The organism is Pseudoduganella sp. HUAS MS19 (assembly GCF_053615455.1).
The window spans coordinates 2,362,811-2,375,156 of record NZ_CM132133.1 but is presented as its reverse complement, the minus strand read 5'-3'; the positions used below and the strand labels follow the sequence as shown (position 1 = coordinate 2,375,156).

15 protein-coding genes are annotated in these 12,346 nt (G+C 63.2%); 4 read left to right on the top strand and 11 right to left on the bottom strand.

Features of this window, described 5'->3' with window-relative positions; genetic code table 11:
• The first annotated feature begins 52 nt into the window (after positions 1–52).
• Entirely contained in the window at positions 53–985 is a 933-nt protein-coding gene (locus ACWBU6_RS10885) for a transglycosylase SLT domain-containing protein (protein ID WP_452648808.1), read from the top strand.
• Positions 986–1,027: 42 nt separating this feature from the next.
• On the opposite strand, the gene ACWBU6_RS10880 is transcribed toward ACWBU6_RS10885, so the two are convergent.
• From ACWBU6_RS10880 to ribBA, 6 genes are all read right to left on the bottom strand, one after another.
• Entirely contained in the window at positions 1,028–2,311 is a 1,284-nt protein-coding gene (locus tag ACWBU6_RS10880) for a sensor histidine kinase (protein ID WP_452648807.1), read from the bottom strand.
• Positions 2,308–2,979, bottom strand: coding sequence for a response regulator transcription factor (locus tag ACWBU6_RS10875; protein ID WP_452648806.1), 672 nt, complete (start codon positions 2,977–2,979; stop codon positions 2,308–2,310). The genes ACWBU6_RS10880 and ACWBU6_RS10875 overlap by 4 nt, the downstream gene beginning before the upstream one ends.
• A gap of 2 nt (positions 2,980–2,981) precedes the next feature.
• Positions 2,982–4,037: a type 1 glutamine amidotransferase domain-containing protein gene (locus ACWBU6_RS10870; RefSeq protein WP_452648805.1), complete on the bottom strand. Its 1,056-nt coding sequence runs from the start codon at positions 4,035–4,037 to the stop codon at positions 2,982–2,984.
• A 108-nt stretch (positions 4,038–4,145) separates the two neighbouring features.
• The gene (nusB, locus tag ACWBU6_RS10865) at positions 4,146–4,616 is read right to left on the bottom strand and encodes a transcription antitermination factor NusB (RefSeq protein WP_130313202.1); all 471 of its coding nucleotides are present in this window, start codon (positions 4,614–4,616) and stop codon (positions 4,146–4,148) included.
• 20 nt (positions 4,617–4,636) lie between these two features.
• Positions 4,637–5,125, bottom strand: a complete 489-nt coding sequence (gene ribH / locus ACWBU6_RS10860; RefSeq protein ID WP_452648804.1) for a 6,7-dimethyl-8-ribityllumazine synthase — start codon at positions 5,123–5,125, stop codon at positions 4,637–4,639.
• A gap of 39 nt (positions 5,126–5,164) precedes the next feature.
• Positions 5,165–6,274, bottom strand: a complete 1,110-nt coding sequence (gene ribBA / locus ACWBU6_RS10855) for a bifunctional 3,4-dihydroxy-2-butanone-4-phosphate synthase/GTP cyclohydrolase II (RefSeq protein ID WP_452648803.1) — start codon at positions 6,272–6,274, stop codon at positions 5,165–5,167.
• Positions 6,275–6,419: 145 nt separating this feature from the next.
• On the opposite strand from ribBA, the gene ACWBU6_RS10850 reads away from it, so the two are divergent.
• From ACWBU6_RS10850 to ACWBU6_RS10840, 3 genes are all read left to right on the top strand, one after another.
• Entirely contained in the window at positions 6,420–6,842 is a 423-nt protein-coding gene (locus ACWBU6_RS10850; protein WP_452648802.1) for an OsmC family protein, read from the top strand.
• Between the two features lie 118 nt (positions 6,843–6,960).
• Entirely contained in the window at positions 6,961–7,674 is a 714-nt protein-coding gene (locus ACWBU6_RS10845) for an SDR family oxidoreductase (protein WP_452648801.1), read from the top strand.
• An 85-nt stretch (positions 7,675–7,759) separates the two neighbouring features.
• On the top strand, positions 7,760–9,055 hold the full coding sequence (locus tag ACWBU6_RS10840; protein ID WP_452648800.1) for a DUF7256 domain-containing protein: 1,296 nt from the start codon (positions 7,760–7,762) through the stop codon (positions 9,053–9,055).
• 6 nt (positions 9,056–9,061) lie between these two features.
• On the opposite strand, the gene ACWBU6_RS10835 is transcribed toward ACWBU6_RS10840, so the two are convergent.
• From ACWBU6_RS10835 to ACWBU6_RS10815, 5 genes are read right to left on the bottom strand one after another with little or no spacing between them, the layout of a single operon-like run.
• Positions 9,062–9,682 (bottom strand): riboflavin synthase, encoded by a 621-nt coding sequence (locus tag ACWBU6_RS10835; protein WP_452648799.1) that lies wholly within the window; start codon positions 9,680–9,682, stop codon positions 9,062–9,064.
• An 8-nt stretch (positions 9,683–9,690) separates the two neighbouring features.
• A complete protein-coding gene (gene ribD / locus ACWBU6_RS10830) occupies positions 9,691–10,788 on the bottom strand; it encodes a bifunctional diaminohydroxyphosphoribosylaminopyrimidine deaminase/5-amino-6-(5-phosphoribosylamino)uracil reductase RibD (protein WP_452649552.1) in 1,098 nt (365 codons plus the stop codon).
• On the bottom strand, positions 10,785–11,411 hold the full coding sequence (locus ACWBU6_RS10825; RefSeq protein WP_452648798.1) for a GspH/FimT family pseudopilin: 627 nt from the start codon (positions 11,409–11,411) through the stop codon (positions 10,785–10,787). Before ACWBU6_RS10825 ends, ribD begins: the two co-directional genes overlap by 4 nt.
• Positions 11,339–11,782, bottom strand: coding sequence for a type IV pilin protein (locus ACWBU6_RS10820; RefSeq protein ID WP_452648797.1), 444 nt, complete (start codon positions 11,780–11,782; stop codon positions 11,339–11,341). The genes ACWBU6_RS10825 and ACWBU6_RS10820 overlap by 73 nt, the downstream gene beginning before the upstream one ends.
• Entirely contained in the window at positions 11,779–12,339 is a 561-nt protein-coding gene (locus tag ACWBU6_RS10815) for a pilus assembly PilX family protein (RefSeq protein ID WP_452648796.1), read from the bottom strand. The genes ACWBU6_RS10820 and ACWBU6_RS10815 overlap by 4 nt, the downstream gene beginning before the upstream one ends.
• Positions 12,340–12,346 lie beyond the last annotated feature (7 nt).

Here is a 12,346-nt window from a genome sequence, read left to right as displayed (position 1 = left end):
TTTTAACGCGGCGGGGACGCGTTTTGACTCTTACATTTCAGGGGAGTTCTGAATGAACAATCGATTCAATGGGTTGCTTGATAGCACCCGCCTGTGGGCTCGCCAGCCCGCCGCGTGGATTTCCACGCAGAGCATTTCGGCACGCGGCCTGCTGACCGCCGCTCAGTCCATGCTGAGCCTCCTGGGTATCGCTGCACTGGTAATGGCTTGCGCCATGGTTGCCCGTCCTGAACTGGCGACCGACCTGGCCCACGCCCTGCGTGGCGAGCAGCCGGTGCCTAAGCAAGTGGTGGTTGCGCCTCCACTGTCCGAGCTGATGGAAGCGCCAGCGGTGCGTCCGGCAGGCCTGGCTGTCGCAACTGCAGAAACCCGGCCTGCCGCCGAGGACAAAGAACTGGCAGGCTCCAAGCAGCAGCAGGTTGCCGTCACCAACTGGCTGTCCAAACGTTACCGTGTAGCTGGCGATGCGACCAATATGCTGGTCTCCACCGCCTACCTGACCGCTCGCGAAATCAAGCTCGATCCGCTGCTGATCCTGGCCGTGATGGCGATCGAATCGGGACTGAACCCGTTCGCGGAAAGCCCGATGGGCGCGCAAGGCCTGATGCAGGTCATGTCCAAGGTGCACACCGATAAGTTCGAGGACATGGGCGGCGTGCAGGCTGCGCTGAACCCGGTGGCCAACATCCGCGTTGGCGCCCTGATCCTGAAGGATTACGTAGCCAAAGGCGGTTCCGTTGAAGCCGGCCTGAAATACTACGTCGGCGCTGCCGCCTTCGAAACCGATGACGGCTATGGCTCGCGCGTCCTGGCGGAATACTCCCGCCTGAAGCAGGTTTCTGCCGGCAAGAAGGTGCCTTACATCACCCCGCCGCAACAGGTTGCCGCCGCTCCTGCCCCAGCCCCGGCCAAGCCGAAAGAAGCCCCGACCACCGTGGCCCAGGCCGACAAGCCAATCAGCGCAGACCAGCTGGCCGGCCTGTAATCGCCACCGGCCCGCACACAATGCCACCCCCGGGTGGCATTTTTATTTTCGCGGCGCCAGCCTGGCGACCGTCCCGCCATGCTCACCCGGGGCCAGGGCCAGCTCCAGCCCGATGCGTTCCGCCAGCCGGCGTGCGATCGACAACCCGAGGCCATGACCGCTGCTGTTGCAGCCCTTGACGCCCGCCTCGAACAAACGCGTACGGATCGACTCCTCCACGCCGGGACCCTCATCGCTGACGGACAGGCTCCCGCCGCCGAAACTGATTCGCACACACCCTTCACGCGTGTGCTGAAAAGCGTTGCTGACGATATTCGACAGAACGACGGCGAGTGCCGGCCGCGGCACACAGAAATGCGCGTCCTGGCCGATGTCCACCTCGACGCTCACCACTTTCCCATCCAGCAGGTGCGCCAGCTGCACCACGGTGCTCTCGGCCAGGGGCAGCAGCGGCACTGGCGGTAGCGGCGCCGGCAAGCCGGCGCCCTGCTCCAGGTCTTCGCGCGCCAGCGCCAGCAGAATATCGACGGTTTGCCCCATATGGGTGGCGGCACTGCGGATGCGCTGCAGCTGCTGCGCCGCGACCGGAGGCATTGGCTGCTCGGCCAGCAGGTAGGCGGCCCCTTCGATCACTGCCAGCGGCGTGCGCAACTCGTGGCTGGCGTCGCGCGTGAAATGCTGTTCGCGCTCGATGAAGGCGGCCGTGCGCGCCATGGCATCGTCGAGCGCCCTCGCCAGCGCGCCGATCTCGTTGCGTGGATAGCTTTCGGAGAAGCCTTGCGGCAGGCTCCCTGGGGCAGCGCTGCCGACCAGCTGCGCCAGCGCATGCAAGGGACGCGTGGCACGCCAGGCCAGCCAATAGCCCAAGCCCAGCGTCAGCGCCAGGAGCAGCAGCAGGGATCCGCCCAGCAAGCCCAGGACCTGCGGCAAGCGCGGGCGGACCAGCAGTTCGCTGCTGACTTCCGCCACCAGCAGCATCGCCGGCGCCGCAGGCAATGCGAGCTGGCGCACGTGGTAATGACGGCCGCTGTCGCCGAAGAATTCGCCACCGCGCGCAACACCGGGCTGGCGCCGCAGGTCCGGCGGCAAGCTTGCCAGGCCGCGGTGCACGCTGACATACGGCCGCAGCGGCACGGCCAGCGCGGACGATTCCTGCCAGCTGGCCTGCTGGTGCGCAGTCTCCTGCGCCAGCAGGTTGGCAAAGAACTCGTCCTCCAGCGCATACATGAACACCACGGCGAAGCCGGAAAACAGCAGCGCCGTGCACAGGGCGATCAGGGCAAAGGCCGCAGCGAGGCGGCGGCGCAGGCTATGTCCGGCTTTCATGGGGCGGCATCGAGGCGAAAGCCGACACCATGCACCGTCAGCAGCATGGGCCGGGCGAACGGCTTGTCCAGCGCCTGCCGCAGCTGGTACAAATGGCTGCGCAATGCGTCCGAATCGGGCGGGTCGTCGTGCCACAGCACTTGCGTCAGTTCGCTGCGCGTCATCACGCGGGGATGCGCCTCGGCCAACGCCAGCAACAACTGGTAGGCGGCGGGCTGCAGCCGTACCGGCAGGCCGGCGCGTGTCACCGCCTGCGCCCGCCGGTCGATCCGCAGGCCGCCTACCTCCAGCGCGTAGTCCCTGTGCCGCAAGGCCAGCGCCTGGCAGCGTGCCAACAGTTCTTCCATGGCGAAAGGCTTGACCAGGTAATCGTCGGCTCCGGCGTCAAAGCCCTGCAGCTTGTCCTGCAGCGTATCGCGCGCAGTGAGCATCAGTACCGGCAGGCGGCGCGGCAGGCGGGCACGCAACTGGCGGCAAACCTCCAGCCCGTCGATGCCCGGCAGCGCCAGGTCCAGTACCAGCACGTCGTAGGGGTGTTCCAGTGCCAGCGACAGGCCATGCTCGCCATTCGCCGCGAAGTCCACCGCATGGCCATGGCCGCCGAAGGCATCGGCCAGGTTACGGGCCAGCAGTTGATTGTCTTCGACGACGAGTATATTCAGCGGCATCCTTATCCTTTAGCGAGGCGCTGCAGCTGGAATGCATCGCCCACCCGGCCCTGCATGCCCGCCACCAAGGCGTGCATCAGCACCAACATCTTATCAAAGCCCTTGCCTTGCCGGAGCTCTGCGCGCGCCGCTTCCAGGCCGCTGTTGTAATACGCCGCCAGCGCCAGCGTGCTACGCTCCTCTGCCGTCTGCGGCCGCGCAGCCGGCGTGGCGCCCATGGCGCTCACCATCGCTTCCGCCGTGGCCCAGGTGGACCACGGATTCTGGCCGGTTACCAGCTTTCCGTCCACCACCACGTGGCCGACATACTTCGGCGCAGCCGCAAAGCGGGCGCCGATGGCCCGGGCGCGATCCTCCAGCATGAAGGGCATGCGCTGGCGCGCATCCTTCATCAGGAACAATTCCTCGTCATTCGTGAAGCCCGTCACGCGGCGGCCTGCAAGCAGGCTGCCGCCATCCGGACTGCGCGCGCCGAACAAGGCAGCAGGTCCGTGGCAGACTGCGCCGACCACCCCGCCCCTTGCCGCAATCGCCGAGGCAATGCGCGCCACATCGGCATTGTCCGGAAAATCGAACATGGCGCCCTTGCCGCCGACAAAAAAGACCGCCGCGTAGCGGGCCGGATCGACGCCGGCCAGCGGCAGGGTAGCTTCCAGCTTTCGTTGCGCGGCGTGATCGTTGAGGAAGGCGTAGTCGGCGTCGCCCATATCGTCCGCATCGATACGCTCGGGAGGCCGGCCACCGGCCGGCGAGGCGATGTCGACCTCGTACCCGCTGGCCTGGAACACATAATAGGCGCGCGCCAGCTCGGTCAGCTCGAAGCCAGCCTTCTTGCGGCCATCCGGAAAGTACGCTGCGCTCGACACGACGGCCAATACCCGGCCACGCGACGCAGCCGGGGCGGCCGCAAGCCAGGCGAGATCGGCCGGCCGCGCCTGGGGATTCGCACGCGGCTGCCGGTCCAGTTCAAAGCTGAGGAAGTATGCGTAGCCGGAGGCGGCCAGCAAGGCGAGGATTGCGGCAAGCCAGGCGGCGGCGCGCATGAACTGCTTGATCATTGATTTCTCCTGGTAAAAATGGAATCGAAAAATGGGGACGTACCCCATTTTTCGCCCGCTTGTCCAGGAGACATGCTGCGCCCGGAGGCGTGAAGCAGATGTGAAGAATCAGCGCTTCTTGTCGGCGGCGACTTCGTCGGCGCGCAGTTGGGCGGCCAGCTTGTCCAGCACACCGTTTACATACTTGTGGCCATCGATGCCGCCGAAGGACTTGGTCAGCTCCACCGCCTCGTTGATGACGACGCGGTACGGGATTTCGATGTGGTTCTTCAGCTCATAAGCGCCGATCAGCAGCACGGCGTGCTCGATCGGAGAGAGCTCGCCAATGCCGCGGTCGACCAGCGGCAGGAACACTTCACGCAGCTCGACCGACTGCTTGATGGTGCCGCGCAGCAGGTCGGCAAAATACTCGCCGTCCGCCTTGTCGAAGCCGTGGGCGCCGCGGATATTGTTGACGACCTTGGTCGCGTCTTCATTGTTCAGCAGCCACTGGTACAGGCCCTGCAGCGCGAACTCGCGGGCGCGGTGGCGCGGCGTGCGGTTCTTGCTCGGGTTGGCATGCGTCATTTTGTCAGTCATATTCTTCTCTTCTTGTTGAATTACTCGTCGTCGCCCAGGTCCTGGTGCAGTTCTTCCAGGGCGATCGACAGGTTGGCCATTTCGACGGCGCAGCGCGCTGCTTCGGCGCCTTTGACGGCCATGCGGACTTCCGCCTGTTCGTCGTTCTCGGTGGTCAGGATGGCGTTGGCGATAGGGATGCTGTAATCCAGACCCACGCGGGTGATGCCTGCGCCGGATTCATTGGACACCAGCTCGAAGTGGTAGGTTTCGCCGCGGATCACGGCGCCCAGCGCGACCAGCGCGTCGAACTGGTTGGACTCGGCCATCTTTTGCAGCACCAGCGGCACTTCCAGCGCGCCCGGAACGGTCACGTGCAGGATGTCTTCGTCTTCCACGCCCAGGTTCTTCAGCTCCTGCAGGCAGGCCGACAGCAGGCCGTGGCAAACGTCTTCGTTGAAGCGCGCTTGCACGATGCCGATGCGCAGGTTTTCGCCGGACAAGTTGGTTTCGTAGGTTGCTACGGTCATGGTGTACCTCTTTCTCAGGATATTGGATTATGCCGCGCTTCAGGCAGCAGGTTTGGCCATGTAGCCGGTGACTTCAAGGTTAAAGCCGGTCATCGAAGGCATCTTGCGCGGGCTGGCCAGCAGCTGCATCTTGTGCACGCCCACATCGCGCAGGATTTGCGCGCCAATGCCGTAGCTGCGCAGGTCCATGCTGGCGGCACGGCCGGTTGGACGCACGTTCTTGTCCAGCGCCTCCAGTTGGCCGAACAGCTGCTCCGCGGTCTCGCCGCAATTCAGCAGCACCATCACGCCCTGCTCCGCCGACTTGATCGCCTTCATCGAGGACGACACGTTCCAGGAATGGGTGGTGGCTTCGGTTTCCAGCAGGTCCAGGATGGAGACTGGCTGGTGCACGCGCACCAGCGATTCCTTGCCAGGAGCCATATCGCCATGCACCAAGGCCAGGTGGGCCGAGCCGCTTGGCTTATCGCGGAAAGCGATCATGCGGAAATCGCCGTGCGCGGTGCGCAGAGGACGTTCGGCGATACGCTCCACCATGCACTCGTTCTGGCTGCGGTAGTGGATCAGGTCAGCGATGGTGCCAATCTTCAGGCCATGTTCCTTGGCGAACTCCAGCAGTTCCGGCAGGCGCGCCATGGTACCGTCGTCCTTGATGATTTCACAGATCACGGAAGCCGGCATCAGGCCAGCCATCGCAGTCAGGTCACAGCCAGCTTCGGTATGGCCGGCGCGCATCAGCACGCCGCCAGGCACCGCGCGCAGCGGGAAAATGTGGCCCGGCTGCACGATGTCGCTTGGCTTGGCGCCCTTGGCCACGGCGACCTGGATGGTCTTGGCGCGGTCGGCGGCCGAAATGCCGGTGGTGACGCCTTCCGCCGCTTCGATCGACACTGTGAAATTGGTGCCGAAGGAGGTGCCGTTCTTGGCCGTCATCATGGTCAGGTCAAGCTGGTTGCAATGCTCTTCGGTCAGGGTCAGGCATACCAGGCCGCGCGCGTGCTTGATCATGAAATTGATCGCCTCCGGCGTGACGTGTTCGGCGGCCAGCACCAGGTCGCCTTCGTTTTCACGGTCTTCTTCATCGACCAGGATCACCATGCGACCGGCGCGCAGTTCGGCGACGATTTCTTCGGTGCTGGATATGGACATATTTTTTCCTTTGATGTGAGGCACAGAGCGTTTCTTTGTTAACCCGCTATTTTAAAGGATTTGGCGCACTTCCGCCCCCTCGGGCGCCGCCATTAGGCGATTTGGCCTAGACTGAATTGCTTTTTCAACCCTGAAGGAGGCAGCGATGAAGACTAGCGGTTCGGCCGTCTGGACTGGCGGCATCAAGGATGGACGTGGAGCGATCAGTACTGCAAGTGGTGCGCTACAGGCGGCGCCTTATGGATTTTCCAGCCGTTTCGAAGGCAAACCGGGCACCAATCCGGAAGAACTGATCGGGGCGGCGCATGCCGGCTGCTTCACCATGGCCTTGTCGCTGATATTGGGCGAGGCCGGTTTTACTGCCGAAAAGATGGAAACCAGGGCCGAAGTGACACTGGACAAGGTAGCCGACGGCTTCTCCATCAGCGCTATCCACCTCGACCTGCAAGCCAAGATTCCTGGCGCCGACAAGGCCAAGTTCGAAGAGCTTGCCAATAAGGCAAAAGTTGGCTGCCCCGTCTCGAAGCTGTTCAATACCAACATCACCCTTACCACCACCCTGCTGTAGTCCCCGCCGGGGCGCGTCGCGCGCCCCTTTTCAAAATTTCCTTGAAATTTTTAATTGCGATCACTATTATTAAGCCATTAGATGATGATCATCATTTTTGACCCTCAAGGAAACCATCATGAACCTCAAAGATTCCGTCGTATTCATCACTGGCGCTAACCGTGGCCTGGGCCTGCAGCTGGCAAAAGCGGCAATGGCAGCTGGCGCGAAAAAAGTCTACGGCGCCGCCCGGGATCCGAAAACGCTCACCCTGCCTGGCGTCATCCCAGTCCAGCTGGACGTGACCAAACACGACGAAATCGCCGCCGTCACCCGTGAATACCAGGACGTGAGTGTTCTGATCAATAATGCCGGCATCGTCAAAGCCGGCGGCATCTTGGCCGACAATGCCCTCGATCAGGCGCGCGCAGAGATGGAAACCAATGTGATCGGCCCTATGCTGTTGAGCAAAGGCTTCGCCCCTACGCTGAAAGCCAACGGCGGCGGTGCCATCGTCAACATCCTTTCCGTACTGGCCTGGTACAGCCAGGGCCCGACCAACACCTATAGCATGTCGAAGTCGGCCGCTTGGGCGCTGACCAACGGCCTGCGTATCGAGCTGGCCGCGCAGGGCACACTGGTGGTCGGCGCCCACATGGGCTATATGGATACCGATATGACCGCTGGCTACGACATCGCGAAGATCAAACCGGACGATGTCGCGGCACAAATCATTGCTGCGCTGGCGGAAGGGAAAGACGAAGTGCTGGCGGATGACCTCACCCGTCAGGTAAAGCTGGGCATTAATGCGGAACCGCCGGCCTACATCGCCGCTGCGCGTGCCGCCACCTAACGCTCGATCACTGCAGACAAACTCTGGTGTTGATTTTTTTTGCCATGATAACATTTCCGCAGTTCAACACCGAAAGAGTTTGTCAATGGAATTTCAAAAACTTGCGAACTTACGCCCGGGCCTTCCGATGGGCATGCTGGCCGAAGCATTTGGCGACGCATGGCAGTCACCCGAATATGGTGACCTGGGCCGCATCAGAGTCCCACGCAAGAATGAGAAGAAGTTTGCCGCTCGCCTGGATGCCGGTCAAATGATCGGGGAGCTCAGTTTTTCGACCGGCTTTCCCGAAAGTCACCGTATCGAAGGACTGTTCGTTTGCATGCGGCTGGACAAGGCGCTCGCCCAACGCCCGCAATTGACACCTCTGCCGGCCGCAGCAGACGGAAACGGCGCGGACATCGCCGCCTTCATCGACCGCAGCGAGCCTGGCTACGACATCGTGATCCAGGCCAAGGGCCAGCAGGTCAGCGACATCATCCTGCGCTCACGCGATGCCGTCTACCCTGCATTCGAACCGGCCGATCCCGGACTGAAAGATGCCTTCAACATCTGGCCCGGCGAGGCACAGTTGCTTCCCGCATCGCTCCGTGGTGCAGAATGGGAAAACGGCTGGGCATTCGGCTTGCCGCCGGGGATTGAGCACCAGCATTGGCCACTCAACCCTCGCCATGGCTACCCGCTACGCCATGCATTTACCTTGCGCCTGCCGCCTGAATACAGGGTCAAAAGCGAAAAACTGGTGGCGCTGAGCCTCTTTGTGGGCGACATGGCGGAAAATGCGCCAGATCTCGAAGGCTTTGATCCGACACAGCTCGTTTCCCATCCTCAAAGCTTTACGATGGAGGACGCGATCTGCCGCAGCTATGTTGCCATCTGGCTGACCCAGGAGGAATTTGATGGGCCGCTTTGTTATCCGCCAATGCCACCGGCCACGGCGCAAGCGCTGGACTTCGCAGAGATAAAATGGATGTCAGACGGCTATGCGCTGCATTTCGCTGCGCCACGCGACGGAAGCGGGGAGCGGCTTGCGTGGCCGCCAGGCGAAGGCAAAGACGATTTGCGTGCCGCCTTTCCAATTTCCTCGGCCTTAAGGCAGGAGGATCCGAACGTTGGCATACCGCCGCGCGAGGAAGATGAAGAAGATGGCGCAGAACGCGCCTACATCGCAATGTTTTCCGATGAGGGCGAAAAACTGGGCTTCGCCCGCTTTCACGAGGCCCCGCATGTCCATCACCTGGGCGGCACGATGTACGGCAATGCCGAAAGCATGTATTTTGGCCCCTACTACCTGGAGTTCCATGAAGACTTCGCCGGCTGCAACCTGGCAGGCGGCGACATCCAGATAGACCTCAAGCGCATGGTCCTCAACTGGTCCCACTAGGCTGAATTACGCCTCCTTGGCGAGGCTCAGCATGCGCTCCACGTAGCGGGCGATCAGGTCGATCTCGAGGTTGACCCTGGAGCCGGCTTTCAGGTGCTTCAGGGTGGTGACCTGGATGGTGTGCGGGATCAGGTTGATCGAGAAGGAGCAGCCGGTGGCGCTGTCTTCAACGCGGTTGACGGTCAGCGACACGCCGTTCACCACCACCGAACCTTTGTAAGCCAGGTATTTCGCCAGCTCGCGCGGCGCTTCGATCACCAGTTCGTACGATTCCCCGACCGGTTCGAACTTGCGCACCACGCCCAGGCCATCGACGTGGCCGGATACCAGGTGGCCGCCCAGGCGCTCGGCCAGGGTCAGGGCCTTTTCCAGGTTCACTTCCGTGGTCGTGTCCAGGCCGACGGTCTTGTTCAGGCTTTCTCGCGAAACGTCGACAGTAAAGCCGGTGGCGGTCTTCTCCACCACCGTCATGCAAGCGCCGTTCAGGGCGATCGAATCCCCCAGGCCGACGTCGGCCATCGGCAGGCCGCCGGCGTCAACATCCAGGCGCACGCCTGCGTCGGCGCCGCCTTCCAGCGGGGTTACGGATTTGATTTTGCCGACTGCGGCAACGATTCCAGTAAACATAATGATCTTTAATGTGGGTTGAATCGGGCAAGGATACGCAAATCGGCCCCGACTTGCTTAACCTCGTGAAATTTCAGGCTGTGCTTGCCGCTGAGTTCAGTCAGCGCAGGCAAGGCGAACATGCCTTGCGCGTCGCCCAGCAAGGTTGGCGCCAGGTAGACCAGCAGTTCGTCCACGCATCCTTCGCGGATCATGGAGCCATTCAGCTTGCCACCTGCTTCGACATGAAGCTCGTTGATCTGGCGGCGCCCCAGCTCGCGCATCAGCTCCGGCAAATCGACTTTACCGTGCACGTTCGGCAGGACGATGATCTCCGCGCCCCTGTCGCGCAGGATCGCTTCCTTTTCCCGATGATGGGCGGCGGCGACGATCCAGGTTCCGCCACCTTCCAGCACACGCGCTTGCGGGCTGATTTCCAGCTTGCTGTCGACCACGATGCGGCGCGGCTGGCGCGGCGTTTCGACCGCGCGCACGTTGAGTTGCGGGTCATCGGCCTTTACCGTGCCGATGCCGGTCAGGATGGCGCAGGCACGCGCGCGCCAGGCATGGCCATCGGCGCGAGCCTCGGCGCCGGTGATCCACTGGCTCTGGCCATTGTGCAGGGCAGTCATGCCATCCAGGCTGGCGGCAGTCTTCATGCGAACCCATGGAAGGCCGTGGCGCATGCGGTGGAAGAAGCCAATGTTCATTTCGTATGCCTGATCGGCCAGAAGGCCGCTGGCAACTTCAATTCCTGCGGCGGACAGGCGCGCCATGCCGTTGCCGGCAACCAGCGGATTCGGATCTTCCATCGCCGCGACAACGCGGGCCAGGCCTTCGCGCACCAGCGCATCGGCGCAGGGCGGCGTACGCCCGTGGTGACTGCAGGGCTCCAGCGTGACGTAAGCGGTGGCGCCGCGTACATCATGGCCACGCCGTTTGGCATCTTTCAGGGCCTGGACTTCGGCGTGATCCTGGCCGGCGGCCTGCGTCACGCCTTCGCCGATGACCCCCCCGTCGCGCACGATCACGCAGCCGATACGGGGATTCGGGGAGGTGGTGAACAGACCTTTTTCAGCCCATTGCAGGGCGAGTTGCATGCCTTCGAGGTCGCTGTTGATATTCATATGCTTGCGCAGGTCGCCGGTTCCAGGGCGGGATCGCATAAGCGCGCCCTGCCCTGCATATTGATCTTGATATTGCGCTGCGCGCCGGCCAGTTCAAGGGTGATGGTGCCAAAGTTGGCGGCATTCGGATGGGCGGCGCGGCAGCTTCTTCCTGCTGCATTATATGAAATATAGGCCGGGGCCGTGTTGTCGGTGAACCTGGCCCTTACCCGCAGGCGCTCGGGCGCCGCCACGTGGCGGTACAGGATCGCCTCGCCCTGGTCGGGGCTGCGGTTGGCGTTGGCGTCGATAATAATCAGCCAACCTTGCTGCCAATTGCCGTTTTCGGCCAGCAGCGTGACTACGCGGCGGCGGGCGATGGCCTGGGCGCGGGTATCGTTGATGGCTGCCAGCAGGTCGGCGGAGGCGCTGCGCAATTGGCGACCTGCCAGCATATTGCCCAGCTCAGGCAGCGCGGAGGCGAACAGGATCGACAGGATGGCGAGCACGATCATCAGCTCCAGCAGCGTGAAGCCGGGTCGTCGCCCCGCCCGTTCGCGGGCGGTTCGCCTCAGCGCCAGCAGTTGCGTGAGGGACCGGTGGCGAGGTGAAGCCCGCTGCTGGTGAGGATGAGGCGTTCGCATTGCGGATCCCTGAAGCGGCCGTCGACATTGGGCGTGCCGGGCGTGGCGACCACCTGGATACAGTCGCTGATTTGCTGGCCATCGCAGGCCTTGCCTTCCAGCTCATAGGCACTGGAGCTGGCCGTACGGCCCGACCACCACCGGTATTCGTCGCCGGTCGCCGCCGAGAACGCAACGTAGCTGTTGAAACGCGTGTAGTGGCGCTCCTGCTGCTGCATCAGCTCCTGCAGCGTCGCTTGCGCTTCGCTGCGGCGCATGCGAATGACCGCTCCGTTCCAGACAGGAATTGCGACCGCGGTGAGAATACCGATGATGACCAGCGTGGTCAGCATGCCGAGCAGGGTGCCGCCGGCAGAGGTGCGCGAATTCATTGTTCGTCCTCGCGGCTTGCGGCGTCGTGCAGCGCCTGCCAATCCATGATTTCGCGCCAGCTGTGGCGACGCACTGGTGCCGGGGGCGTGAAGCTGGCCTGCAGCACGGTCTCGGAACCGGGGCGCGTACCGAATCCGATGACTGTCACCCGATAGTAATGGGCAGGCGGCGCGCCTGCCGGCGTATAGGCGATGCGTTCCACCAGGTAGCGCGGACGGCGGAACGGCAGCAGGCCCTGACCGGTTTCCATGGAAGCGCCGGTGAACGCGCCGTATTCGGTGCCGCCGTTGCCCGCCAGGTCGACAGTTTGCCAGGCGGGTGCCCGCCCGGGATCAGGCGCCGGATCGAGTGGCGGGCCAAGGCCGGCGTTGATATCACGTTCTGCATCCATCAGTGCATCCTCCGCAGACTGGAAGGCGATCAGGCGGTCCCGTTCCGCGCGGGCCGCCTTCTCACCCAGCATGGCCATTTGTGCCGCCGATGCCCCGATGGCCAGCGCGGCGAGCAGCAACAGCATCGTTACCGGAAGGGTGACGCCACGCTGGTAGTAGTGCATCGCGGCC